This is a genomic window from Paracoccus zeaxanthinifaciens ATCC 21588 (assembly GCF_000420145.1).
Lineage (GTDB): Bacteria > Pseudomonadota > Alphaproteobacteria > Rhodobacterales > Rhodobacteraceae > Paracoccus > Paracoccus zeaxanthinifaciens.
Genome location: NZ_ATUJ01000010.1, coordinates 68130 through 93285, shown reverse-complemented (window position 1 = coordinate 93285; position 25156 = coordinate 68130). Strand labels below are relative to the sequence as shown.

The 25156-nt window shown below is 67.4% G+C and carries 18 protein-coding genes; 9 read left to right on the top strand and 9 right to left on the bottom strand.

Annotated features, from left to right (window positions below; genetic code table 11):
* Positions 1-39 precede the first annotated feature (39 nt).
* Complete coding sequence (locus F804_RS0110785; protein ID WP_022707761.1) at positions 40-2406, top strand: UvrD-helicase domain-containing protein; 2367 nt, start codon at positions 40-42, stop codon at positions 2404-2406.
* Here F804_RS0110785 and F804_RS16975 read toward each other — a convergent pair.
* Positions 2403-3197 carry an EcsC family protein gene (locus tag F804_RS16975; RefSeq protein ID WP_022707760.1) on the bottom strand — a complete coding sequence of 265 codons (795 nt, stop codon included), beginning with the start codon at positions 3195-3197 and terminating at the stop codon, positions 2403-2405. The two genes, F804_RS0110785 and F804_RS16975, sit on opposite strands and share 4 nt — an antisense overlap.
* Positions 3198-3341: 144 nt before the next feature.
* Here F804_RS16975 and F804_RS0110775 point away from each other — a divergent pair, with 144 nt between their 5' ends.
* From F804_RS0110775 to F804_RS0110760, 4 genes are read left to right on the top strand one after another with little or no spacing between them, the layout of a single operon-like run.
* Positions 3342-3611, top strand: coding sequence for a hypothetical protein (locus F804_RS0110775; RefSeq protein ID WP_022707759.1), 270 nt, complete (start codon positions 3342-3344; stop codon positions 3609-3611).
* Between the two features lie 13 nt (positions 3612-3624).
* Positions 3625-4194: a DUF1523 family protein gene (locus F804_RS16260; protein ID WP_022707758.1), complete on the top strand. Its 570-nt coding sequence runs from the start codon at positions 3625-3627 to the stop codon at positions 4192-4194.
* Positions 4191-5132: a deoxyribose-phosphate aldolase gene (deoC, locus tag F804_RS0110765; protein WP_022707757.1), complete on the top strand. Its 942-nt coding sequence runs from the start codon at positions 4191-4193 to the stop codon at positions 5130-5132. Before F804_RS16260 ends, deoC begins: the two co-directional genes overlap by 4 nt.
* A 7-nt stretch (positions 5133-5139) precedes the next feature.
* The gene (locus F804_RS0110760; RefSeq protein ID WP_022707756.1) at positions 5140-7476 is read left to right on the top strand and encodes an aldehyde dehydrogenase family protein; all 2337 of its coding nucleotides are present in this window, start codon (positions 5140-5142) and stop codon (positions 7474-7476) included.
* A gap of 36 nt (positions 7477-7512) precedes the next feature.
* On the opposite strand, the gene F804_RS0110755 is transcribed toward F804_RS0110760, so the two are convergent.
* The 3 genes from F804_RS0110755 to F804_RS0110745 form a co-directional block, all read right to left on the bottom strand.
* The gene (locus F804_RS0110755) at positions 7513-8529 is read right to left on the bottom strand and encodes an ABC transporter permease (RefSeq protein WP_022707755.1); all 1017 of its coding nucleotides are present in this window, start codon (positions 8527-8529) and stop codon (positions 7513-7515) included.
* Entirely contained in the window at positions 8522-9529 is a 1008-nt protein-coding gene (locus tag F804_RS0110750) for an ABC transporter permease (RefSeq protein WP_022707754.1), read from the bottom strand. The genes F804_RS0110755 and F804_RS0110750 overlap by 8 nt, the downstream gene beginning before the upstream one ends.
* Before the next feature lie 142 nt (positions 9530-9671).
* The gene (locus F804_RS0110745; RefSeq protein ID WP_022707753.1) at positions 9672-11375 is read right to left on the bottom strand and encodes a peptide ABC transporter substrate-binding protein; all 1704 of its coding nucleotides are present in this window, start codon (positions 11373-11375) and stop codon (positions 9672-9674) included.
* 258 nt (positions 11376-11633) lie between these two features.
* Here F804_RS0110745 and F804_RS0110740 point away from each other — a divergent pair, with 258 nt between their 5' ends.
* From F804_RS0110740 to purU, 3 genes are all read left to right on the top strand, one after another.
* The gene (locus F804_RS0110740) at positions 11634-13466 is read left to right on the top strand and encodes an ABC transporter ATP-binding protein (RefSeq protein WP_022707752.1); all 1833 of its coding nucleotides are present in this window, start codon (positions 11634-11636) and stop codon (positions 13464-13466) included.
* Positions 13467-13586: 120 nt separating this feature from the next.
* Entirely contained in the window at positions 13587-14753 is a 1167-nt protein-coding gene (locus F804_RS0110735) for a M20 aminoacylase family protein (RefSeq protein ID WP_022707751.1), read from the top strand.
* A 121-nt stretch (positions 14754-14874) separates the two neighbouring features.
* Positions 14875-15759, top strand: a complete 885-nt coding sequence (gene purU, locus F804_RS0110730; protein ID WP_022707750.1) for a formyltetrahydrofolate deformylase — start codon at positions 14875-14877, stop codon at positions 15757-15759.
* Here purU and F804_RS0110725 read toward each other — a convergent pair.
* The 5 genes from F804_RS0110725 to F804_RS0110705 all read right to left on the bottom strand — a co-directional run bounded on the left by F804_RS0110725 (position 15735) and on the right by F804_RS0110705 (position 21538).
* Positions 15735-16838, bottom strand: coding sequence for a glycosyltransferase family 8 protein (locus F804_RS0110725; protein WP_022707749.1), 1104 nt, complete (start codon positions 16836-16838; stop codon positions 15735-15737). The genes purU and F804_RS0110725 overlap by 25 nt on opposite strands.
* A 117-nt stretch (positions 16839-16955) precedes the next feature.
* Entirely contained in the window at positions 16956-18032 is a 1077-nt protein-coding gene (locus tag F804_RS0110720; RefSeq protein WP_022707748.1) for a BMP family ABC transporter substrate-binding protein, read from the bottom strand.
* Between the two features lie 28 nt (positions 18033-18060).
* On the bottom strand, positions 18061-18948 hold the full coding sequence (locus F804_RS0110715; RefSeq protein WP_022707747.1) for an ABC transporter permease: 888 nt from the start codon (positions 18946-18948) through the stop codon (positions 18061-18063).
* The gene (locus F804_RS0110710; protein WP_022707746.1) at positions 18945-20021 is read right to left on the bottom strand and encodes an ABC transporter permease; all 1077 of its coding nucleotides are present in this window, start codon (positions 20019-20021) and stop codon (positions 18945-18947) included. Before F804_RS0110710 ends, F804_RS0110715 begins: the two co-directional genes overlap by 4 nt.
* On the bottom strand, positions 20018-21538 hold the full coding sequence (locus F804_RS0110705) for an ABC transporter ATP-binding protein (protein ID WP_022707745.1): 1521 nt from the start codon (positions 21536-21538) through the stop codon (positions 20018-20020). The genes F804_RS0110710 and F804_RS0110705 overlap by 4 nt, the downstream gene beginning before the upstream one ends.
* Before the next feature lie 106 nt (positions 21539-21644).
* Between F804_RS0110705 and dnaE the strand changes: the two genes are divergently transcribed.
* Positions 21645-25115 carry a DNA polymerase III subunit alpha gene (dnaE, locus tag F804_RS0110700; RefSeq protein WP_022707744.1) on the top strand — a complete coding sequence of 1157 codons (3471 nt, stop codon included), beginning with the start codon at positions 21645-21647 and terminating at the stop codon, positions 25113-25115.
* The last annotated feature ends 41 nt before the right edge of the window (positions 25116-25156 follow it).

The following is a 25156-nucleotide window of genomic DNA, read 5'->3' as shown; positions in this document are numbered from 1 at the left end:
GCGCTTTCCATACGCCGCCGCGGCCCCTATGTTGGGGGCATGGACCTGATCGACGATTCCGAGAACGGGGCGAACGTCCCCCTGTCGCGCCGCGCGATGGCCGCGCGGCCATCGCCCTATCTGGACGGGCTGAACGCCGCGCAGCGCGCCGCCGTGGAAACGCTGGAGGGGCCGGTCCTGATGCTGGCGGGCGCGGGCACCGGCAAGACCCGCGCGCTGACCACGCGGATCGCGCATCTGCTGACCCTGGGCCTTGCGCGTCCGGGGCAGGTCCTTGCCGTGACCTTCACCAACAAGGCCGCGCGAGAGATGAAGAACCGCATCGCCCGCCTTCTGGGCGAGACGGTCGAGGGCATGCCCTGGCTGGGCACCTTCCACAGCATCAGCGTCAAGATCCTGCGCCGCCATGCCGAGCTGATCGGCAACGGGCAGCTGCACCTGAAGCCCAGCTTCACCATCCTGGATACGGACGACCAGATCCGCCTGCTGAAGCAGCTGATCCAAGCCGAGAATATCGACGAGAAGCGCTGGCCCGCACGGCAGCTGGCCCATCTGATCGACGGCTGGAAGAACCGCTGCCTGACGCCCGGCAACCTGCCGCGCGGCGAAGGGTCGGCCTTCGACGGTCATGGGGGCAAGCTCTATGCCGCCTATCAGGACCGCCTGCTGACGCTGAACGCGGTCGATTTCGGCGATCTGCTGATGCATTGCGTGACGCTGTTCCAGGCGCATCCCGACGTGCTGCGGCAATGGCAGGACCGCTTCCGCTTCATCCTGGTGGACGAATACCAGGACACGAACGTCGCGCAATACATGTGGCTGCGGCTGCTCGCGCAGGCGCATCGGAACATCTGCTGCGTGGGCGACGACGACCAGTCGATCTATGGCTGGCGCGGGGCCGAGGTGGGCAACATCCTGCGGTTCGAGAAGGATTTCCCCGGCGCACAGGTCGTCCGGCTGGAACAGAACTATCGCTCGACCCCCGAGATCCTTGCGGCGGCGTCGGGGCTGATCGCGTCGAACCAGGGCCGCCTGGGCAAGACGCTGTGGACCGACGCCCCCGCAGGCGAGAAGGTGCGCCTGATCGGCCATTGGGACAGCGAGGCCGAGGCCCGCTGGATCGGAGAGGAGATCGAGACCTTCCAGGGCGGCCATCGCGCCGCCATCGGGCCGGTCAGCCTGAACGAGATGGCGATCCTGGTGCGCGCCAGCCACCAGATGCGCGCCTTCGAGGACCGCTTCATGACGATCGGTCTGCCCTATCGCGTGATCGGCGGCCCGCGCTTCTATGAACGCCAGGAGATCCGCGACGCGATGGCCTATTTCCGGCTGGCCGTCAGCCCCGAGGACGATCTGGCGTTCGAGCGTGTGGTGAACACGCCCAAGCGGGGCCTGGGCGACAAGGCGGTCAAGACGATCCAGGGCCTTGCGCGCGAACACGGGCTGACCCTGCTGGACGCCGCGCGCCTTGCGGTCGAGGAAAAGCATCTTGGCGGCAAGGGCGGGGCGAACCTGCGCGAATTCGTGGGCCTGATGACCGGCGCGCATCTGTCGGTGCAATCGGGCGGCGATCACATCCAGATCGCCGAGCGTCTGCTGGACGAAAGCGGCTATACTGCGATGTGGCAGAACGACAAGTCGCCCGACGCGCCGGGTCGCCTCGACAACCTCAAGGAACTGGTCAAGGCGCTGGAGGAATTCGAGAACCTGCAGGGGTTCCTGGAGCACGTCTCGCTGGTCATGGATCGCGACGATGGCGAGAATACCGAAGAGGTCAGCATCATGACCCTTCACGCCGCCAAGGGCCTGGAATTCCCCGTCGTCTTTCTGCCCGGGTGGGAGGAAGGGCTATTCCCCAACCAGCGCGCCATGGACGAACAGGGCAACAAGGGCCTCGAGGAAGAGCGTCGTCTTGCCTATGTCGGCATCACGCGGGCCGAGCGGCTGGCCACGATCAGCTTCGCGGGGAACCGCAGGCTGTACGGTCAGTGGCAATCCAGCATGCCGTCGCGCTTCGTGGACGAACTGCCCGAGGAACATGTCGAGGTGCTGACCCCGCCGGGGCTCTATGGCGGCGGATACGGGGCCGCGATGGCCATGGCGGGCGGCGTGCAGATGCAGGAACGCGCGGCCAAGGCGGATGTCTACAACAGCCCCGGCTGGCGGCGGATGCAGGCGCGCGCGAACGAACGCAAGGCCCCCGTGGGCCGCACGCCCGTCACCATCGACGCGGCCCCCGCGACGCGGTTCACCGTGGGCGACCGCGTGCGCCACGCCAAGTTCGGCGAGGGGCAGATCATGGGCATCGCCGAGGATACGCTGACCGTCCAGTTCAACACCGGCTTCAAGACGATCAAGGCGTCCTATGTCCAGCCGCTGGACGGCGCGGACGACGTGCCGTTCTAGGCCCTGCCGCGGCGAAGGAAGCGCGCCTCGCGGACGGGCTTGCCCACCCGGCGCAGCGCCTCGGCATAGGCGGCCTCGACATCGATGTCGGGGTTGTCCTCGGCCAGGCGCAGCAGCCGGAAATGGATATGCGCCACGCGTTCGTAGTAATCGAGATAGGCATAGTTGATCGCCGCGCCCGTCATTGCGCCCAGGACCGGGATCGTCTGCGCGCCCAGCTTGGTGGTGATGCGGCTGCTCGCGGCGGCGGCAAAGCGGCGAAGCAGCGTGGCGGCGGTCTGACCGTTGGCCAGCATCCGGTGCGCGAAGAAGGCCTGCGCGGTGCCGTCGCCATCGGTCCCCGGCTCTCCTCGTTGGAAGACGGCCAGCGATTCCAGCCGGATCACCGGGTCCGAGGTGTCGAAGCCATGCACCCGCGCGACCTTCTGGATGGTGTTGAAGATCAGCGTGGTGGACGCCACCAGGTCGGGCACCAGACCCGCCATGCCGAACCAGCCCCCCGTTGCGCCGCTGAGGACCGCCGCCACCCGGTTCGCCCCAAGCGGCGAGTTGCGCAGGATCTCGACCCGCTCTCCTCGGGCCGAAAGGTCGTAGAGCCTGCGGAACACCGTCTCCATCGCGCCCTCCAGCATCTGCGGGCTTTGCCCCGCCAGGGTCGAGACGGCACCCTCGGCCAGCCGGCCCACGTTCTCGACCCCCTGCATCAGCATGCCGCGGCTGTCGTTCTGCCGATGCGCAAGGCGGTCCAGCTCGGCCGTCAGGTCGGTGCGGGATTGTGCGGGCAGGCTCATCTTCGGTCCTTTCGGCTGACATGCTGGGGGGCAAACGCCCATCTGCCGCGCGGGGTTTCCCGCCTGCCGCGCGCCCTGACGCGACGCGACATCTGGCCGATCCCCGCGACGCCGTGCTAGCCTTGGGCGAAAGGGGCGGACTGAATGGCGGTGATCCGGCTGTGGCTGGTGCTTCTGGCGCTGGAGGCGGTTTTCTTCGTGGCATTGCGGCTGTATCTGCGGCTGCGGCGGGCCGAGAGGCTGCGCGACCGCTGGCGCGAAAGGCACGGTCGCGGCGCGGCGGGCGAGGATGCCTTCGTCGCGCGCGGCATGGCCGGCTTCGAGAAGGGCCTGCGGGCGCGCCTGTCATTCCTGGTCTTCGTCCTGCCGAACCTGGCGGTGCTGGTCATCGTCTACCTGGTCAACTGGCACTAAGGGGGTGCCCCACATGTATTACGCCCGCGTCGTGATCGGCGTCCTGTTCGGAGTGCTGGTCTTCGCGTTTCTCGACTATGCGCTGCCGTCGCAGAATGTCGTGCGGATCAGCAACACCTATAACCGCCTGACGAACATCCCGGCCTCCAGCAGCCTCTTCTGGGCCGCCGACAGCACCGGCACGGTGGAAAACGCCCGTGGCCAGCGCGACGTGCGCTTCATGGACACGGTGCGCCCGAACGGAAAGGTCTTCGTCTATCGCAACGAGGATACGGGCTGGGTCTGGCCGCCCTATTTCAAGTATGACAGCGCCAACCTGCAGGCCGAGGCGACGAACCTGCAATCGACCGGCGCCGATCCGATCTGGGTCAATGTCACCGCCTATGGCTGGCGCGTGGCGCCGATGTCGATCTATCCCAACGCGATCTCGATCAATTCCGTCGCGGGACCGGATGCGCGCCCGACGAACTGGCCGGCGATGATCGTCTGCGCCGTGCTGCTGGCGCTTCTGGCGCTGGTCTGGCGCATGTGGGGCCAGTTCCGCGAAACCGGGCTGCAACGCTTCAGAAGGAAGAGCACATGACCGGAAATCCCGGCACCGACCTGCGGACCGACGGCTTTGCCGATATCCGCATCAACACGCCCGCGGTGGAACGCCGTGCGGCGACGCTGCCCGCACGCCGCAGCCTGAAGAAGGACCACCAGGCCGCCTGGCTTCTGAACGCGGTGCGCTGCATCGACCTGACGACGCTGGCAGGCGACGATACCGAGGACCGCGTGGCACGGCTGTGCGCCAAGGCCCGCCAGCCCATCGCGCCCGAACTGCTGTCGGCCCTGGGGGTCGAGGGGCTGACCACGGGCGCGGTCTGCGTCTATCCCACGATGGTCGCCGCCGCGAAACGCGCGCTGCAGGGCACCGCCATTCCGGTGGCCAGCGTCGCGACCGGGTTTCCGGCGGGGCTGATGCCCCTGGACCTGCGCCTGGCCGAGATCCGCTATGCCGTCGATCAGGGCGCGGACGAGATCGACATCGTCATCACCCGCGCCAATGTGCTGCGGGGCGACTGGGCCGCGCTTTACGACGAACTTCGCGCCATGCGCGAGGCTTGCGGTCCGGCGCGGATGAAGTCGATCCTGGCGACGGGCGATCTGAAATCGCTCGAAAACGTCGCCCGCGCCAGCCATGTCGCCATGCAGGCGGGGTCCGACTGGATCAAGACCTCGACCGGCAAGGAGGGCGTGAACGCCACGCTGCCCGTCAGCCTGGTCATGGTCCGCGCCATCCGCGACTATCGCGCGCAGACGGGTCACATCGTGGGCTTCAAGCCCGCGGGCGGCCTGCGCACCGCCAAGGACGCGATCGGCTGGCAGGTGATGATGAACGAGGAACTGGGCCGCGACTGGCTGACCCCGAACCTGTTCCGCATCGGCGCCAGCAGCCTTCTGGGCGATATCGAGCGTCAGATCAGCCATCACGTGACGGGCCGCTATTCGGCTGCCCATCGCCTTGCCATCGCCTGAGGAAGATATGAGCCGCGTGAGCGAGATCATGGAAAGCATGGAATACGGACCCTCGACCGAGGACAGCAGCGCCGCCCGCGACTGGCTGGCACGGCGGGGCAGCTTCGGTCACTTCATCGGCGGCAGCTTCACCGCGCCGGGCGATGTCTTCGAGACGCGCGACCCCTCGACCGGGGAGGTGCTGGCCCGTGTGACGCAGGGGACCGCCGATGACGTGGGCGCCGCCGTCAAGGCCGCGCGCAAGGCGCAGCGCCCCTGGGCCAACCTGTCGGGCCAGGAACGCGCGCGGTTCCTCTATGCCATCGCGCGGCATGTGCAGAAGCGCGAACGCTTCCTGTCGGTGCTGGAGACGCTGGACAACGGCAAGCCCATCCGCGAGGCGCGCGACGGGGACATCCCGCTGGTCGCGCGGCATTTCTATCACCATGCGGGCTGGGCCGAACTGCGCGACGATCGCTTCCCCGACCATGCGCCCCTGGGCGTCTGCGGCCAGATCATCCCGTGGAACTTCCCGCTGCTGATGCTGGCATGGAAGGTCGCGCCCGCGCTGGCCGCCGGGAATACGGTGGTGCTGAAGCCTGCCGAATACACCCCCCTGACGGCGCTTGCCTTCGCCGAGATCTGCCAGGAGGTCGGCCTGCCCGCGGGCGTCGTGAACATCGTCACCGGCGACGGGGCGACAGGTGCCGCGCTGGTCGCGGCCGAGGTGGACAAGATCGCCTTCACCGGCTCGACCGAGGTCGGGCGCGGGATCGCCTCGGCGCTGGCCGGGACGGGTCGCAGGCTGACGCTTGAACTGGGCGGCAAGTCGCCCTTCGTGGTGATGGAGGACGCCGATCTGGACGCCGCGGTCGAGGGCGTGGTGGACAGCATCTGGTTCAACCAGGGCCAGGTCTGCTGCGCGGGTTCGCGCATCCTGGTCGCGGAATCCGTGGCCGAGCGGTTCGAGGGGCTGCTGCGCGACCGCATGGCGCGGCTGCGCGTGGGTGCGCCGCTGGACAAGTCCACCGATATCGGCGCCATCGTCGATCCGGTGCAGAAGGCGCGCATCCTGTCCATCTGCCAGCGCGCCACGGCGGCGGGCGCCGAACTGGTCGGCGGCCAGCCGCAGGAAGGCTGCTTCGTCGCGCCCGGCTACCTGCGCGCCATCGCCCCCGCGAACCCCGGCATGCAAGAAGAGATCTTCGGCCCCATCGCGACGCTCTCGACCTTCCGCACCGTCGACGAGGCGGTCGAGCTGGCGAACAACACCCGCTATGGCCTTGCCGGATCGGTCTGGTCCGAGAGCGCGACCGTCGCCACCGACATCGCCGCCCGCATCAAGGCCGGGGTGATCTGGATCAACGGCGCGAACATGTTCGACGCGGCGGCCCCCTTCGGCGGCTATCGCGAAAGCGGTTACGGCCGCGAGGGCGGGGCGCAGGGGATGTTGGACTATCTGTCCGCGCCTGCGGTGAAATCCGCCAAGGAGGTCGCGCCCAAGCCGCCCGTCGCGGTCACGTCCGCCGATGCGGCCAAGCCGCAGGGGATCGACCGCACGGCCAAGATGTATATCGGCGGCGCGCAGAAGCGGCCCGATGGCGGGGCAAGCTATGCCGTGCCGGGCGGGCTTGCGCCCCTGGGCAGCCGAAAGGACATCCGCAACGCCGTCGAGGCCGCGACCAAGGCCGGCAAATGGGCGGGGATGGGCGGTCATGCCCGCGCGCAGGTCCTGTACTTCATCGCCGAGAACCTCTCGGCGCGGGCGCAGGAATTCGCCGCCCGCACCAGCAAGGCCGAGGTCGAGGCCGCCATCGCGCGCGCCTTCCACTATGCCGCTTGGGCCGACAAGTTCGACGGGGCCAATGTGCAGGCCAAGCCGGGACACCTGGTCAACGTCCTGCCGGAACCGATGGGCGTGCTGGGCATCGCATGCCCGAACGCGCAGCCGCTGGCGGGCTTCATGTCGCTGGTCATGCCGGCCATCGCGATGGGCAACGCGGTCGTGGTCGTCCCCTCGCAGGACGATCCGCTGCCGGTGACGGACCTCTACCAGGTGTTCGACACCTCGGACCTGCCGGCGGGCGTGGTGAACATCGTGACCGGTCCCGTGGCCGATCTTGCCCCGCATCTGGCGTCGCACGAGGAGGTCGCGGGCTTCTGGCACGCGGCGGGCGCGGATCTGCTGGAGCAGGTGGATCTGGCGGCTGCGGGGAACCTCAAGCCCGTGTGGCCGGTGCCTGCACGCGACTGGACCGGCGCGCAGGCGCAGGGGCAGGGCTTCCTGCAGCGCGCCGTGCGGACCAAGACGATCTGGCTGCCCTACGGCGCCTTGCCCGCGGGCAGCGGCAGCGCGGCCTATTGAAACGTGAAAGGGGGCCGATCCGGCCCCCTTTCGTATTCAGCGTCCGCGGATGCGCGGGTCCATCGCGTCGCGCAATCCGTCCCCGATATAGTTCACGCACAGTACCGTCAGCGAGATCATCAGCCCCGGGAAGATCACCCGCTGCGGATAGAGCACCATCTGGTCCACCGCATCATAGAGAAGCCGCCCCCAGGTCGGGAAATCGGGCGGGAAGCCCAGCCCCAGGAAGCTGAGCGCGGATTCCGTGATGATCGCCGTCGCGATGCCCAGGGTGGCCGCCACCATGATGGGCGACAGCACGTTGGGCAGGATGTGCCGGACGATCATGCGATGCGAGGGCGTGCCGATGGATCGCGCGGCCAGGATGAACTCGCGCTCTTTCAGGCCCAGCACCTCGCCCCGGACGATGCGGGCGGACTGCATCCAGCTGGTGGCCCCGATCGCCGACACGATCAGCAGGAAGATCCCGAAGGCCGACCCGAAGGTCTGGGACAGCGGTTCGCGGAACAGCGTGACCATCAGCAGCAGCAGGGGCAGCAGCGGCAGCGCCAGGAACAGTTCCGTCAGGCGCATCAGCGGCGCGTCCAGCCTGCGGAAATAGCCCGAGACGACGCCCACCAGGCTGCCCAGGAAGATGGCGATGGCCATGGCCGTCAGGCCCACGGCGATCGACACCTGCCCGCCGGCCATCAACCGCGCCAAGAGATCGCGACCCAGCTGGTCGGTCCCGAGCGGATGCGCCAGCGAGAAGCCCGAGTTCCGCGCCCGGATGTCCACATAGGTCGGGTCGATGCTCCACAGAAGCGGTCCCACCGACACGAACAGGATAATGAACACGAAGATCGCCAGCGCGACCATCGCGCCCCGGTGGCTGCGGAACTGCCGCCAGACGTCGCGCCACTGGCTGCGGGTCTGGACGATCTCGGGTTCGGCGACATTCGGCACGGCGGGCGGCACGACGGGCGGGCTTGCGCCCTCGGGGGTGGCGGCGTTTCCGGCAGCGGCCTTCAGCGCGTCGGTCGGGTGCGTTTCGGGTCGTTGCGGCTCAGTCATAGCGGATCCTTGGGTCCAGAACCCCGTAGAGAATGTCGGCGATCAGGGTGAAGACCACGATCAGGATGGCGAAGATGAAGGTCAGCGTCAGCACCATCGGGATGTCGCTGCCGTGGATCGCGGTGATCAGCAGCTGCCCGAGGCCGTTCACCTTGAACACCTGTTCGGTGATGATCGCGCCGCCGAAGACGGCGGGCAGGCCCAGTGCGATGACCGTGACGACGGGGATCAGGCTGTTGCGCAGGACGTGCTTCAGCACGACCTTGCGTTCGGTCAGCCCCTTGGCCCGCGCCGTGCGGACATAGTCCTGGCCCAGGTTGTCCAGCATCGAGGACCGCATGAAGCGGCTGATCTGCGCGGCGTTGTACAGCGCCAGCACCGTCACCGGCATCACCATCTGCCGCGCCTGCACCAGGAAGCTGTCCCAGTCCGTCACCTCGTGCGTGGTGTCATAGACCGAGGGGAACCATTGCAGGTTCACCGCGAAGACGATGATCAGCACGACGCCGGTAAAGAAGGTCGGCATGGAGAAGCCGATCATCGACACGAAGGTGCCGATCTGGTCGAACCAGGAATACTGCTTGTAGGCCGACAGGATGCCGATCGGGATCGCGATCAGGATGCCCACGACATAGGACATGCCCACGACCGTCAGCGTCTGGGGAACGCGCTGCGCGATCACGTCGAAGACGGGGCTGCGCGACTGGAAGCTGATGATGCGCTGCATGTCGGCGGCATAAGCGGTGCCGAAGATCTGGTCGAACCAGTAGAGCGGCTCGACCCAGAAGAACTGCTTGAGCCACAGCACGTAGCGGACGGGCCAGGGCTCGCCCAGGCCCAGGGCCGCGCGCATGCGTTCGCGCACCTCGGGGGGGACGGTCAGGGGCACGTCGCCAAGCGGATCGCCGGGCGATGCCTCCAGCAGAAGGAAGATCACCAGCGAGATGAACAGAAGGGTGGGGATCGCCAGCAGAAGCCGGCGGATAGTGAAATTCAGCATGGCGCCTCGGTCATGATGTGGACGGGCATGGGACTCCGCCCCCGGCTCGGGCCCCGGCTCGGGCCCCGTCCTGGACACGGCCGCGCCGTCCCCAGGAGAGAGGTGGCGCCGCCCCGGCGCGTGGCCGGGGCGGCAGGGGTCGTCATTCCTCGATGCGGGTCCAGTCGGCCACGTTCCAGATCTCGCTGTCCCATGCGTTCAGCTCCACGCCGCCAAGCGTGTTCGAATGGGCCGAGGCGGTGCCGCGATAGACGATGGGGATGATGACGTTGTTGTCCTTGGTCAGCATGTCGTTCATCTTGCGGCCCATCGCCGCGCGTTCGTCCGCATCCACGATGCCTTCGAGGTCGGCGACCATCTGGTCGTATTCCTCGTTGCAGAAGCGGCTGGTGTTCTCACCCTGCCACTGGTTCGCGGGCGAGGGGGCCTTGCTGCAGGTATGCTTGGCCAGGTAGGGCGCCGGGTTCGTGCCGTCGAAGTTGTCGGCATACATCTCGATATCGGCATAGAACTTCTGCAGGGTGTCGGGCGAGCCCGCATCCGACCCGAAGAAGACCGAGGCATCGATGGTCTTCAGCTCGGTCTCGACGCCGATCTCGGACCACCACTGCTTGATCAGCGCCTGGAAGTCCTGGCGCACCGCGTTGACCGAAGTCTGGTAGGTGATGCTGAGCGTCACGCCGTCCTTCTCACGCACGCCGTTGCCGTTCATCACCCAGCCGGCTTCCTCCAGCAGGGCGTTCGCGCCCTCGATGTCCTGCGTCAGGCATTCGGTGTTCTCGGATGCCCATGCCTCGGGGGCGGGGACATAGTTGCAGGTCGGCTTGCCCGCGGGGCCATAGCCGATCTCGACCAGCAGCTCGCGGTCGATGGCCATGGACAGCGCCTTGCGGACGGCGGGGTCCGACAGGAACGGGTGCGGATGCTCCAGCGTCGAACGCTCGCCCTCGGGCAGGGACGAGGACGGGTCGGTCAGGTTGACATGCAGGCGTTCCACGAGGCTGCCGAAGGCCGCCGCCACCTTGCCGCGACCGGCGGCTTCCATGCCCTCGATGACGTCGGGGGCCAGCTGGGTGTTCCAGGCATAGTCGAACTCGCCCGTTTCCAGCACGGAGCGCGCGGCACCTGCCGCGTCGCCGCCGCCCTTGACCAGCACCGTCGCGAAGGCGGGCTTGGCCGGGTCGCGATATTCGCCGTTCGCCTCCAGCGAGATGGTGTCGTTCGTCAGGAACTCGGTCACCGCGAAGGGACCGGTGCCGATCGGGTTGAAGTTCTGGTCGGTGCAGGTCGGCGCGTTCGAGCCGATGCAGTTCTCGAACTGGGCCTTCTGCAGGATCGGCGACTGCGAGCCGACGAATGCCGAGAAGGGATCGGGGCGGGGCGCCGCGAAGGTGATCTTGACCGTCTGCGGGTCGATCGCCTCGATCGAGGTCACGCCCTCGAACTTGGCCAGCTGCGAGCAGCCGCCCTCGGGATGCATGCAGTATTCGCCGGTGAAGACCACGTCCTCGGCGGTGAAGGCGCTGCCGTCCGACCACTTGATGTCGTCGCGCAGCTTCCAGGTGACCGAGGTCATGTCCTCGGGGATGCCGCCGTTCTCCATCGTGGGGATCTCGGTCACGAGGCGCGGATAGATGTTGCCCTGCGCGTCATAGCCGGCCAGCGGCTCGAGCGTCAGGCTGCCCGCGATGATTTCCTTGGTTCCGCCCGACAGATAGGGGTTCATCGTCGAGGGCGCCTGCCAGAGGATCAGGTTCAGCTGCCCGTCGCTGCCGCGTTCCGCCATGGCAGCCGGGGCCATCGCCAATGCGGCGGCAGCGCCCATGAGAACAGTCTTCAGTTTCATCACACTCTCCTGTTGGGTGTTGTGGTCCGCGGTCGTTGCCCCGGCACGATCAGCCATTCGGCTGTTTTTCTTGCGTCCGTCCCTTATGTGTCGCGGGTGCTTCTTTCATCGTGTCGTCGCCCTGCGGAATGGCGTCATCTTCGGATGAAGCCTTCAATCAATGCAAGAGTATTCGCGACGGTGCCCTGACGGCATTCGCCTTTGACTTTTCGCGGGCAGCGATTAGCCTTCGCGCTTGTACTTCTTCAGGGGGCCGCGATGCTTGACGACAAACCACTTGTTTCCATTGAGAAACTTCGCGTCGAATTCGATACGAGCGACGGGGTGGTCGTGGGCGTCAAGGATGTCAGCTTCGACATCAAGCCCGGCGAATGCGTCTGCGTGGTGGGCGAATCCGGTTCGGGCAAGTCGGTCAGCTCGCTGTCGCTGATGCGGCTGGTGGAATTCGGCGGCGGGACCATCGCGGGCGGGCGCCTGATGTTCACCGACGACAAGGGCCGCGACATCGACCTGGCCCAGCAGCCCGGCGGCGTGATGCGCGACATCCGCGGCAACCAGATCGGCATGATCTTCCAGGAACCGATGACCGCGCTGAACCCGGTCTTCACCGTCGGCGACCAGCTGACCGAGGGGCTGATCGCCCATCGCGGCATGTCGAAAGCCGAGGCCCGCGCCCGCGCGCTGGAGATCCTGCGCCAGGTCCGCATCCCCGAACCCGAACGCCGCCTGGACCAGTATCCGCACGAATTGTCGGGGGGCATGCGCCAGCGCGTGGTCATCGCCATCGCCATGGCCTGCGAACCCCGCCTGCTGATCTGCGACGAACCGACCACCGCGCTGGACGTCACCATTCAGGCCGAGATCCTGGCCCTGATCGACCGTCTGAAGCGGGAAAAGCAGATTGCTGTTCTTTTCATCACCCATGACATGGCCGTGGTCGCCCAGATGGCGGATCGGGTGGTGGTGATGTATCGCGGCGACAAGGTCGAGGAGGGCCCGGTCGAGCAGATCTTCGAGGCGCCCCAGAAGGACTATACCAAGATGCTGCTGGCCGCCGTGCCGCGGCTGGGCGAGATGACGGGCAAGCCCGCGCCCGAACGCCTGCGCCTGATGCGCGACGGCAGCCACGGCGCCCCCGAGCCGATCATCGTGGCCGATCCCCAGCCGCTGCTGACGGTCAGGAACCTGACGACGCGCTTCTCGGTCAAGGGCGGCCTTCTGCGCCGCACCGTCGCGCGCGTGCACGCGGTCGAGGATGTCAGCTTCTCGATCAACGCGGGCGAGACGCTGTCACTGGTGGGGGAATCGGGCTGCGGGAAATCGACCTGCGGGCGTTCCATCCTGCGGCTGGTCGAACCCGACAGCGGCAGCGTGGACCTGGGCGGGACGGACGTGCTGGCGCTGTCGCAATCGGGGCTGCGCAAGGCGCGGCGCGACATGCAGATGATCTTCCAGGACCCCTTCGCCAGCCTCGACCCGCACATGAACCTGTACGACCAGGTGGCCGAGCCGCTGCAGAACTATGGCATCGGCAGCCGGTCGGAACGCGAGGACCGCATCGCCACCCTGTTCGACCGGGTCGAGCTGCCCCGCAGCTTCATGCGCCGCTTCCCCCACGAGATGTCGGGCGGTCAGCGCCAGCGCATCGCCATCGCCCGCGCGCTGGCCCTGAACCCGCGCCTGATCGTCGCCGACGAGGCGGTGTCCGCGCTGGACGTGTCGGTGCAGGCGCAGGTGCTGAACCTGCTGATGGAACTGCAGCAGGATCTGGGCATCTCGATGCTGTTCATCAGCCACGACATGGCCGTGGTGGAACGCGTCAGCCACCATGTCGGCGTGATGTATCTGGGCCGGATCGTCGAACTGGGCACCCGCCAGCAGGTCTTCGAGAACCCTCAGCACAGCTATACCCGCCAGCTGATGTCGGCGGTGCCGGTGGCCGATCCGCGCCAGAAGAAGATCTCCGAGGATCTGAACTTCCGCCCGATCCCCTCGCCGATCCATCCGGTCGATTATCAGCCCGTGCCGTCGGTCTATCGCGAGGTCGCGCCGGGGCACCGCGTGCTGGTCGATCCCGTCACCCACGGCTGAGGCGCCCAGAGGTGGGCTGCCCGCGCGGCGGTCGGCCCCATGCAATTTTCGGGACGGCTGCGATGCGAGACTTGCAGTATCTGCATCCTCGCGCCAGTCTTGCCCGCGAAGGAGAAAGACATGCCGATCAAGAACCGCTTTTCCGAACTGCTGCCCGAGATCACCGCGTGGCGTCGCGATTTCCACGAACATCCCGAACTGCTCTATGACGTGCATCGCACGGCCGGCAAGGTCGCGGGCCTGCTGCGCGATTTCGGCTGCGACGAGGTGGTCGAGGGCGTGGGCCGCACCGGCGTCGTCGGCGTCATCAAGGGTCGCACCGACAGCAAGGGCCGCGTCGTGGGCCTGCGCGCCGACATGGACGCCCTGCCGATCGAGGAACAGACCGGCGTCGAATATGCCAGCAAGACCCCCGGCAAGATGCATGCCTGCGGCCATGACGGCCACACCGCCATGCTGCTGGGCGCGGCGAAATACCTGGCCGAGACGCGCAATTTCGACGGCACGGCCATCGTGATCTTCCAGCCCGCCGAGGAAGGCGGGGCAGGGGGCCTGGCCATGGTCGAGGACGGTCTGGTCGACCGCTGGAAGATCGACGAGTTCTACGGCATGCACAACATGCCCGGCATGCCCGTCGGCCAGTTCGCGATCAAGCCCGGCCCGATGATGGCCGCCGCCGACCAGTTCGACATCACCGTGACGGGCAAGGGCGGCCACGCGGCCAAGCCGCATGAATGCATCGACACCACCCTGACCGCCGCGCAGATCATCGTGGCCGTGCAGTCGGTCGTGTCGCGCAACATCGACCCGCTGAAGAATGCCGTGATCTCGGTCTGCGTCGTGTCCACCGATTCGACCGCGCATAACGTGATCCCCCAGGTGGTGAAGCTGAAGGGCACGGCGCGCAGTCTCGATCCGCAGGTGCGCGACCAGCTGCAGGAGGGGATCACCCGCGTGGCGACGAACATCGCCGCCGCGATGGGGGCCACCGCCAAGGTCGATTACGAACGCGGCTATCCCGTGACGATGAACGACGAGCAGGCGACCGACTGGGCCATCGACGTGGCCCAGGGCATCGCCGGTTCGGTCAAGACCGACATGGAGCCGATGATGGGCGGCGAGGATTTCAGCTATATGCTGAACGAGCGTCCGGGCGCCTATATCTGGGTCGGCAACGGCGATACCGCGATGGTCCATCACCCCGCCTACAACTTCAACGACGAGGCGATCCCCGCAGGCTCCAGCTGGTATGCCGGCATGATCGAGGCGCGGATGCCCGCCGCCTGAAACCAAGGGGCGCGGCCATGATGTCGCGCCCCGACCGCCGCGCGTCGGAAACGCGATTGTCTTTCAGCGCCATCTGCCCGAAATGACGGGAAAGAAGGACAGCGAAAGGACGTCACTCCAGATGGACAGCTTCACCCTGCGCGTCACCTGCGAATCCACCCGCGGGATCGTCGCGGCCATCTCGGGCTTTCTGGCCCGCCACGACTGCAACATCACCGACAGCGCGCAGTTCGACGATGCCGAGACGGGGCGCTTCTTCATGCGCGTCAGCTTCCGCTCCGAAGGGGCTGCCGGGCTGGACGAGCTGCGCGACGATTTCGCCCCCATCGCCGAGCAGTTCGGCATGCAGGCCGATTTCCACGACCAGGCGCGCAAGCCGAAGGTGGTCATCATGGTCAGCCGCTTCGGGCATTGCCTGAACGACCTGCTGTATCGCTGGCGGATCGGGGCGCTGCCGATCGACATCGTCGCGGTGATCAGCAACCACATGGATTACCAGAAGCTGGTCGTGAACCACGACATCCCCTTCCACTGCATCAAGGTGACGAAGGAGAACAAGCCCGAGGCCGAGGCCCAGCAGATGCGCATCGTCGAGGAGACGGGCGCCGAGCTGGTCGTGCTGGCGCGCTACATGCAGGTGCTGTCCGATCAGATGTGCCGCAAGATGTCGGGGCGGATCATCAACATCCACCATTCGTTCCTGCCCAGCTTCAAGGGGGCGAATCCCTACAAGCAGGCCTACGAGCGTGGCGTGAAGCTGATCGGCGCGACCAGCCACTATGTCACTGCCGACCTGGACGAAGGCCCGATCATCGAACAGGACACCGTCCGCGTCACCCACGCCCAGTCGCCCGGCGACTATGTCAGCCTTGGCCGCGACGTCGAGGCGCAGGTGCTGGCCCGCGCCATCCACGCCCATATCCACGGGCGGGTCTTCCTGAACGGCGACAAGACCGTGGTCTTCCCGCCCTCGCCCGGGAGCTATGCCAGCGAACGCATGGGCTGATCGTCCAGCAGCCTGGCCGCATGGCGATCCGCAAGGGGCGCGATGCGGTCATGGACGGGGGTGCGCGCGCAGATTTCCCACCACAGGCGGTAATAGGGCAGGTCCTGCGCCTTGATGGTCTGCGTGGCGTTCAGGGGCATGCCGGGGCGGTTCAGCGTGGCGATGCGGTCCAGGATCAGCCTTTCCTGCCGTTCGTTCAGGCGCAGGTGGAAGGGTTTGGCGATGCGCCCGGCGAAATGCGCCATCGCGGGGCGGAACATGCCCGGCGGTGCCATGTGGAAGCGTAGGTTGTAGCGGTCATGCGCGCGGGCATAGTCGCTGCCATGCGTCATCGAGAACAGCCCCTGGTCCCCGAAGGGCATGTCGGTCCGTTCCGCGATTATCCGCGCCATGTCCAGATAGGGGGCCAGCCCGCGATCCTCGCGCCGCATGCGCGCAAGATTCAGCACCATCGCCCCGCTGTTGATCAGCCCGTGCCCGATGCGGCGGGTGCGTGCCATCGCCCTGGGCGCAAGGTCGGCCTCGGTCACGGGGCGGACGAGCAGCGGGGGCCTGAAGGGCAGTTCCCGGCAGGCCGCGAGCATCCGCCCCAGCAGCGGCTGGTTCAGGAAGGGCACGAGGTCGTCCATAACGATCACGTCCAGCGGATCGAGATAGATCACGCGGTCCAGATCGGCGGGCAGGTATTCATGCGCCAGGTACCACAGGAAACGCGCGCCGAAGGGCTTCTGCCCCAGCTTGCTCAGCTCGGCGAATTCCTGGTGCAGGGTGACATGGACGACATGCAGGTCCAGATTGGGAAGCCCCGCGCAGAACCGCTCGATCCCCGCGATCTGTTCGGGGCCCAGATGCAGGTGGAACAGCCAGAAGCGGATCCGGTCGCGCGGGTGGCTGTCGCACAGCGATTGCAGCATGACCTGCACCACGTCCGCATCCCTGCCCCCGACCGAGGTCATCACGTCCAGCGTGACCGGCGCGCGCCTGCGCCTGCGCCCGATCGTCTCGATCGCGAATGTCCACGGGCTGGGCGCCCTGCGATAGACCGGCAACAGAAGCGGGCCGGGGTCGGGGAATCTCATGATGTCCTGCGGGATGAGGGTGGTCCGGTAACGGTTCCGTCATCATGCACATGATGCAGGCAGGCGTGCAAGGCATGTGAGGGGGCGCCCCGCCGCGGGGGCGGGGCGCCTGTCGTCTTACTGCGGGATCTGGGCGGTGATGCCCTCGACATAGAAGTTCATCGACTGCAGATCCTCGTCCGAGGCGGTCTCGCCCTCGGCCAGCCAGGCGGTGCCGTCGGCCTTGTTCAGCGGGCCGGTGAAGGGGTGGTATTCACCCGCGCCGATCGCGTCGCGCAGGGCCTCGGCCTCGGCCTTGACCTCGGCGGGGACGGCCTCGGTGATCTCGCCGATCTCGACCTCTCCGTCGCCGATGCCGGCCCAGGTGGCCTTGCTTTCCCAGGTGCCGTCAAGCACCTCGCCCACTCGCTCGACATAATAGGGCGCCCAGTTGTCGATGATGGACGCCACGCGGGGGCTGGGGGCGAAGGCCGCCATGTCGCTGGCCTGGCCGAAGCCGATGGCACCTGCTTCTTGCGCCTTGGCAAGCGGTGCGGTGGAATCGGTGTGCTGCAGGATCACGTCCACGCCTTCGGCCAGCAGGGCGGCGGCGGCGTCGGCCTCTTTCGCCGGATCGAACCAGCTATAGGCCCAGACGACCTTCATCTCGACATCCGGGTTCACCTTCTGGGCGTGGATGAAGGACGAGTTGATGCCCTGGATCACCTCGGGGATCGGGAAGGACCCGATATAGCCGATCTTGTTCGACTCCGTCATCCGGCCCGCGATGGTGCCGATGACCGCACGACCCTCGTAGAAGCGGGCGTCATAGGTCGCGACGTTGTCGGCACGCTTGTAGCCGGTCGCGTGTTCGAACTTCACGTCCGGGAACTTCGCGGCGACGTTGATGGTCGGGTCCATGAAGCCGAAGCTGGTCGCGAAGATCAGCTTGTTGCCCGCCAGCGCCAGCTGGGTCAGCGCGCGTTCGGCATCGGCGCCTTCCGGCACGCTTTCGATGAAGGTGGTTTCCACGCGGTCGCCGTATTCGGCCTCGACCGCCTGGCGGCCCAGGTCGTGCTGATAGGTCCAGCCGCCGTCGCCGACCGGGCCGACATAGATGAAGCCGACCTTCAGCGGCTCGTCCTGGGCCATGGCGGGCGCGGCGATCAGGGCCGAAAGCGCGGCGGCGCCGGCGAGAAGTGTTCTGCGTTTCATGTCTACCCTCTCTGATGGACGGCTGCGTTCAGCGCAGCGCGTGGAAGTTCTGGCCGAGCGATCCGGGCGCGGCGGCCCCTGCACGGCGGCTGTATTTCTGCCGACCCGAGATCAGCACGAGGACGATGATCGTGGCAAGATAGGGCGCCATCGACAGAAGCTGCACGGGCACGTTCACCCCCGCCGCCTGCAGCCGCAGCTGCAGCACCGTCACTCCGCCGAACAGCCACGCCCCCGCCAGCACGCCGACTGCCGTCCAGTTGGAAAAGACGACGATGGCCAGCGCGATCCAGCCCGCGCCCGCGGTCATCCCCTCGGTCCATTGCAGCACCGTCGCGATCGAGATGAACGCCCCGCCGATCCCGGCCATCGCGCCGCCGAAGGCTATGGCCGCCAGCCGCGTCAGCCGCACGTCATAGCCCAGGGCGTGGGCGGCCTCGTGGTTCTCGCCCACGCCGCGCAGGATCAGGCCGCGCCGCGACCGGGTCAGGAACCACCAGATCGCGGGCACCGCCAGAAGGCCCAGCCAGACGATCCAGTTGATGCCCAGGGGGCCTGCGGGCATAGGGGGCGCCTTCACCCCCTCGAACGGCTTGCCGAACATGGCGGCAAGGCCCAGCCCGAACAGTGTCAGCGCAAGGCCGGATGCGACCTGGTTGGCCAGGAACGCCTGCGTCAGCGCCGCGAACAGGGTCGATATGGCAGCCCCCGCGACGGCGGCGGCGACGAAGCCCGCAAAGGGGTTGCCCGTCGCATGCGCGACCGCGAAGCCCGCCAGCGCGCCGGTGATCATCATCCCCTCGACGCCCAGGTTCAGGACGCCAGCGCGTTCGACGACCAGCTCGCCCAGGGCGGCGAACAGGATCGGGGTCGAAGCCGACAGCAGCAGCAGGAAGACCGAAAGCGGATCGATCATGCGCGCACCCTCCGGACGATGCGGAACCGGGTCAGGATGTCGAAGCCCAGCAGGAAGAACAGCAGCATCCCCTGGAAGACCTGCACGGATGCGGCGGGCAGCTGCATGGTCAGCTGCGCCAGTTCGCCCCCGATATAGGTCAGCGCCAGCAGCAGCCCCGCCAGCAGGATGCCGACCGGATGCAGCCGTCCAAGGAACGCCACGATGATCGCGGTGAAGCCGTAGCCAACGCCCAGCTTGTCGGTGACCTGGCCCGCGGGGCCCGCGACCTCGAACAGGCCCGCCGCACCGGCCAGCGCGCCCGACAGCCCCAGGCAGAAGGCCACCAGCACCTGCGGACGCACGCCCGCGAAACGCGCGGCACGGGGCGCGGTGCCCGCCGCGCGGATGTGGAAGCCGCGGATGTGGCGGCTCATCAGCACCCATGTCGCGACGACGGCGGCAAGCGCCGCGAAGACGCCCCAATGCGCGCCGGTATTCGCGAACAGCTCCGGGTTCGAGGCCGAGGGGTATTGCTGCAGGTTGCGCGAACCGGGGAAGCCGAAGCCCTCGGGGTTCTTCATCGGGCCGAAGGCCATCCATGCCGCCACGCGCTGGGCGACATAGACCAGCATCAGCGACACGAGGATCTCGGACGCGCCGAACCAGTTGCGCAGCAGGGCGGGGATCATGCCCCAGGCCCAGCCGCCCGCCAGCCCCGCCAGCACCATCGCCGGAAAGATCCAGAACGCATCCAGCGGATGGAGCGCAAGCGCCACGCCCGCGCCGGTGATCCCGCCGATGATGTATTGACCCTCGGCGCCGATGTTCCAGATGCCGGCGCGGAAACCCACGGCCAGCCCCGACGCGATCAGGATCAGCGGCGCGGCCTTCACCAGCAGCTGCGGGCGGGAATAGGACGCGGCCATGCCGAACAGCGGATCCCAGAAGATCGTGCGGATCGCGGCGACCGGATCGTGGCCCAGCAGCGCGAACAGCAACCCGCCCGTCAGCATGGTGGCCAGCACGGCAAGGACGGGCGTCGCGACCTGCCACAGGCCGGATGCGCCCGTGCGCGGAACAAGCTGGATCATATGCGAGCCTCCTCCATCCCGTGTGCGCCGCCCAGCATCAGGCCGATGCGTTCGAGGGTCAGCCCCTCGGTCGGGACCGGATCGGACAGGCGGCCCTCGTTCAGGGCGCAGAAACGGTCGGACAGCTCCAGGATCTCGTCCAGGTCCTGGCTGATGACGATGACGCCCGCGCCCGATCGCGCAAGATCCAGCAGCGACTGGCGCACGGCGGCGGCAGCGCCCGCATCGACGCCCCATGTGGGCTGGTTCACGACCAGCACGCGCGGGTCCTGCAGGACCTCGCGGCCGATGACGAATTTCTGCAGGTTGCCGCCCGACAGCGCCTTGGCGGCGGTGCCGGGACCGGGGGTGCGCACGTCGAAGGTGGCGATCACGGCCTGCGCGAAATCGCGCGCGGCGTCATGGTCGATCAGCCCGCGCCGGACCAGCGACTTGCGGTCGCCCGCGGTCAGCAGCGTGTTCTCGGTCAGGCTGAAATCGGGCACGGCGGCATGGCCCAGCCGGTCCTCGGGGGCGGCCAGAAGGCCCGCGCGGCGGCGGGCGGCGGGACCGGCCTGCGACAGGTCGGCGCCCTCGACACTCAGGGTGCCGGGGGTCGACGGCATCTCGCCCGACAGGGCCGCCAGCAATTCCTCTTGTCCGTTGCCCGCGACGCCGCCGATGCCCAGGATCTCGCCCGCGCGAAGCGACAGGGACACGGATTTGAGGGCCACGCCCTCGGCCGTGGGGGCGGGCAGGGACAGGTCGCGCAGGTCCAGCAGCGTCTCGCCCGCGTTGCGGCCCGAGCGGTCGACGGCGCGCATCTCTCCTCCGACCATCATGGCGGCAAGCTGGTTGGCGGAATGGTCGCGCGGGTTGCAGCTGTCCACCACGCGTCCATGGCGCAGGATCGTGGCGCGGTCGCAATGGGCGCGGATCTCTTCCAGCTTGTGGCTGATATAGAGGATCGCCGTCCCCTGCGCCGCCAGCTTGCGCAGGGTCGCGAACAGCAGCTCGGCCTCTTGCGGGGTCAGCACGCTGGTGGGTTCGTCCATGATCAGCAGGCGCGGGTTCTGCAGCAGGCAGCGGATGATCTCGACCCGCTGGCGTTCGCCTGCCGACAGGGTGACCACGCGACGCGCGGGGTTCAGCGGCAGGCCGAATTCGTGGCTGACCTTGGTGATCCGGTCGGCCAGCTCGCGCCGGGGGGGCGGGTTCTCCATCCCCAGGGCGATGTTCTCGGCCACTGTCAGCGCGTCGAACAGGCTGAAATGCTGGAACACCATCGCCACGCCCGCCGCACGGGCCGCGCGCGGGTCGGACGGTTCGTGCGGGCGGTCCAGCAGCGTCATGTGCCCGTCATCGGGCCGCACGAGGCCATAGATCATCTTGACCAGCGTGGATTTCCCGGCGCCGTTCTCGCCCAGCAGGGCGTGGATCTCGCCTTTGGCGATCTCGAAGGAAACGTCGTCATTCGCGCGCACACCGGGATAGGTCTTGCCGACCCCATCTGCGCGAAACACCGTGGCGCTGTCCAAATTCACCTTCCCCTGTCGAGCCTTGCGAGAAACCCGGCCTGCTTAGACCGCAAATCGCGGGGCTGGCAATTGCGCTGTTTGGTCAGGCTGCGATACTGTTGCAATCATGGCCGCAAAATCCCCCCGATTCATCCATCTTCGCACACATTCCGAGCATTCCCTGCTGGAAGGTGCCATTCCTGTCGGCAAAATGCCCGCAATTGCCGCCGAAATGGGCATGCCGGCCGTCGCGCTGACAGATACGAACAACATGTTCGCCGCGCTGGAATTCAGCGTGAAGGCCAAGGACAAGGGTGTGCAGCCCATCATCGGCTGCCAGGTGACGGTGCAGGCCGACGCGACGGGGCCGGTCGTGCTTCTGGCGCAGAACCGCGCGGGCTGGATGAACCTGATGGCGCTGTCCTCGTGCATCTACCTGCGCGAAGGGGGCGCGTTGCCGCATGTGACCCTGGACGAGCTGTGCGCGCGGGCCGAGGGGTTGATCTGCCTGACGGGCGGGGCGCTCGGGCCGCTTGGCCAGCTGATCGCGCAGGGGCAGGGCGACAAGGCCGCCGCGCTGACGACCCGGCTGGCGGATGCCTTCGGCGACCGGCTCTATGTCGAACTGCAGCGCCACCCGTCCGAGAACGGCACCCTGATGCCCGCGGAATCCGCCAGCGAGGCAGGCCTGATCGAGCTGGCCTATGCCCGCGACCTGCCGCTGGTCGCCACGAACGACGTCTATTTCCCCAAGCCCGCCATGTACGAGGCGCATGACGCGCTGATCTGCATCGCCGAGAAGGCCTATGTCGATCAGCCCCAGCCGCGCCGCCGCCTGACGTCGCAGCACTATTTCAAGTCCCCCGAGGAGATGGCGGTCCTGTTCGCCGACCTGCCCGAGGCGCTGGAGAACACGGTCGAGATCGCCCGCCGCTGCGCCTTCGCGGTCAGCAAGCACGCCCCCATCCTGCCGAAATTCGCCGATGACGAGGTGGCCGAACTGCGCCGCCAGGCGAACGAGGGGCTTCAGGCCCGCCTGAAGGTCATCCCCCATGCCGTCACCCCCGAGGAATACCAGCAGCGCCTGGATTTCGAGCTGAACATCATCGAGCAGATGGGCTTTCCCGGCTATTTCCTGATCGTCGCGGATTTCATCGGCTGGGCCAAGGATCACGACATCCCCGTCGGGCCGGGGCGCGGTTCGGGGGCGGGCAGCCTCGTGGCCTATGCGCTGACGATCACGGACCTCGATCCGCTGCGATATTCGCTGCTGTTCGAACGCTTCCTGAACCCCGAACGCGTGTCGATGCCCGACTTCGACATCGACTTCTGCATGGACCGCCGCGAAGAGGTGATCCGCTACGTGCAGGAGAAATACGGCAAGGAGAAGGTCGGCCAGATCATCACCTTCGGCGCGCTGCTGTCCAAGGCCGCAGTGCGCGATGTGGGCCGCGTGCTGCAGCTGCCCTTCGGCCAGGTGGACCGCCTGTCCAAGATGATCCCGGTCGAGGGCGTGAAGCCCGTCAGCATCACCAAGGCCCGCGCCGAGGAACCGCGCCTGCGCGAGGCCGCGCGTGAGGAGGTCGTGGGCCGTCTCTTGGATTACGCCGAGCAGCTGGAGGGGCTGTACCGCAACGCCTCGACCCACGCGGCGGGGGTGGTGATCGGGGACAGGCCGCTGGACCAGCTGGTCCCGCTGTATCGCGATCCGGCATCCGACATGCCCGCGACGCAGTTCAACATGAAGTGGGTCGAGCAGGCCGGCCTGGTGAAGTTCGACTTCCTCGGCCTCAAGACGCTGACGGTCATCCAGAACGCGGTCGATCTGATCAACGGTGCGGGCCGCCCCCTGCATGTCGATGCCGAGGGCCGAGAGCTGTACCAGCCCCCCGCCGGGACCGAGAACCAGATCAACACCATCCCGCTGGACGACAAGGCCAGCTATGACCTGTTCGCCAGCGCCCGCACCGTCGCGGTGTTCCAGGTGGAATCCAGCGGCATGATGGACGCGCTGCGCCGCATGCGCCCGACCTGCATCGAGGATATCGTGGCGCTGGTCGCGCTGTACCGCCCCGGCCCGATGGAGAACATCCCCGTCTATTGCGACGTGAAGAACGGCGCGCGGGAACTGGAATCCATCCATCCCAGCATCGACCACATCCTGGCGGAAACGCAGGGCATCATCGTCTACCAGGAACAGGTGATGCAGATCGCCCAGGTCATGGCGGGATATTCGCTTGGCGGCGCCGACCTGCTGCGCCGCGCGATGGGCAAGAAGATCGCCGCCGAGATGGCCAAGGAGCGTCCGAAATTCATCAAGGGCAGCGTCGAGAACGGCGTGTCGGAAAAGAAGGCGGGCGAGGTCTTCGACCTGCTGGAGAAGTTCGCGAATTACGGCTTCAACAAGTCGCACGCGGCGGCCTATGCGGTCGTCAGCTATCAGACGGCATGGCTGAAGGCGAACCATCCGGTCGAATTCATGGCCGCGGTGATGAACTGCGACATCCACCTGACCGACAAGCTGGCGATCTACAAGCGCGAATGCGACCGCATGGGGATCGAGATCGTGCCGCCCTGCGTCAACCGCTCGGCCCCGACCTTCACCACGGGCAAGGGGCGCATCTTCTATGCCCTTGGCGCGCTGAAGGGCGTGGGGATCGAGGCGATGCGCCTGATTCACGAGGCGCGCGGCGACCGGCCCTTCAGCGACATCAACGATTTCGCCCGTCGCGTGGACATGAAGCGCGTGGGCAAGCGCCCGTTGGAGATGCTGGCGCGCGCAGGCGCGTTCGACCTGCTGGACGACAACCGCGCACGGGTGCTGAAATCGCTTGACGGGCTGGTCGCGTGGTCGGCCGCCGTGCAGGAACAGGCGGCCTCGAACCAGTCCTCGCTGTTCGGTGGGGGCGAGGATCTGCCGCCGCCGCGCCCGGCCATCGCGCAGGTCTGGCTGCCGACCGAGAAGCTGGGCGAGGAACACAAGGCCGTCGGCTTCTACCTGTCGGGCCACCCACTGGACGATTACCAGACCGCGCTGCGTCGCAAGAAGGTCCAGACCCTGGCCGAGATTTCCGCAGAGGCCGCGGGCGGCCCCATGGTCGCCTTCATCGCGGGCACCGTTGCCGCCCGGATGGAGCGCAAATCGGCCAAGGGCACGCAATACGCCTTCGTCAGCCTGTCCGATCCGACCGGGCTATATGAGGTCACGCTGTTCTCGGACCTGCTGAACGCATCGCGAGAGCGGTTGGAATCGGGGATGAACGTGGTCCTGCAGGTCAAGGTCGAGCCCTCGGGGGAACAGGTGAAGATGCTGGCCAACAGCGTCGCCAGCCTCGAGGATTTCGTCGCGGATGCGGGGGCAGGGTCCTTGGCGGTCGAGATCCAGGGCGTCGACACGGTCGGTCGCCTGGCCGAGACCCTTGGCCGCATCCAGGCCGAGCTGGTCGCCCCGTCGCGCGCACGCGGTCCGGTGCGCCTGCGCATCCGCGAGGGCGACGAGCTGATCGAGATCGAGGTCGCGAACGACGCGCCCCTGACCACGCCCGCCCGCCAGGCGCTGCGTGCGGTTCCGGGCGTGCTGGACGTGATCGAGGAATAGTGCGCGGCCGTTTCTTCTGGTCAGATGTTCCCGCTTCGTGC

Excerpts from the sequence above, each read along its gene's own strand:
- F804_RS0110785 (WP_022707761.1), top strand. The coding sequence starts at position 40 with ATGGACCTGATCGACGATTCCGAGAACGGGGCGAACGTCCCCCTGTCG.
- F804_RS16975 (WP_022707760.1), bottom strand. The coding sequence starts at position 3,197 with ATGAGCCTGCCCGCACAATCCCGCACCGACCTGACGGCCGAGCTGGAC.
- F804_RS0110775 (WP_022707759.1), top strand. The coding sequence starts at position 3,342 with ATGGCGGTGATCCGGCTGTGGCTGGTGCTTCTGGCGCTGGAGGCGGTT.
- F804_RS16260 (WP_022707758.1), top strand. The coding sequence starts at position 3,625 with ATGTATTACGCCCGCGTCGTGATCGGCGTCCTGTTCGGAGTGCTGGTC.
- deoC (WP_022707757.1), top strand. The coding sequence starts at position 4,191 with ATGACCGGAAATCCCGGCACCGACCTGCGGACCGACGGCTTTGCCGAT.
- F804_RS0110760 (WP_022707756.1), top strand. The coding sequence starts at position 5,140 with ATGAGCCGCGTGAGCGAGATCATGGAAAGCATGGAATACGGACCCTCG.
- F804_RS0110755 (WP_022707755.1), bottom strand. The coding sequence starts at position 8,529 with ATGACTGAGCCGCAACGACCCGAAACGCACCCGACCGACGCGCTGAAG.
- F804_RS0110750 (WP_022707754.1), bottom strand. The coding sequence starts at position 9,529 with ATGCTGAATTTCACTATCCGCCGGCTTCTGCTGGCGATCCCCACCCTT.
- F804_RS0110745 (WP_022707753.1), bottom strand. The coding sequence starts at position 11,375 with ATGAAACTGAAGACTGTTCTCATGGGCGCTGCCGCCGCATTGGCGATG.
- F804_RS0110740 (WP_022707752.1), top strand. The coding sequence starts at position 11,634 with ATGCTTGACGACAAACCACTTGTTTCCATTGAGAAACTTCGCGTCGAA.
- F804_RS0110735 (WP_022707751.1), top strand. The coding sequence starts at position 13,587 with ATGCCGATCAAGAACCGCTTTTCCGAACTGCTGCCCGAGATCACCGCG.
- purU (WP_022707750.1), top strand. The coding sequence starts at position 14,875 with ATGGACAGCTTCACCCTGCGCGTCACCTGCGAATCCACCCGCGGGATC.
- F804_RS0110725 (WP_022707749.1), bottom strand. The coding sequence starts at position 16,838 with ATGAGATTCCCCGACCCCGGCCCGCTTCTGTTGCCGGTCTATCGCAGG.
- F804_RS0110720 (WP_022707748.1), bottom strand. The coding sequence starts at position 18,032 with ATGAAACGCAGAACACTTCTCGCCGGCGCCGCCGCGCTTTCGGCCCTG.
- F804_RS0110715 (WP_022707747.1), bottom strand. The coding sequence starts at position 18,948 with ATGATCGATCCGCTTTCGGTCTTCCTGCTGCTGCTGTCGGCTTCGACC.
- F804_RS0110710 (WP_022707746.1), bottom strand. The coding sequence starts at position 20,021 with ATGATCCAGCTTGTTCCGCGCACGGGCGCATCCGGCCTGTGGCAGGTC.
- dnaE (WP_022707744.1), top strand. The coding sequence starts at position 21,645 with ATGGCCGCAAAATCCCCCCGATTCATCCATCTTCGCACACATTCCGAG.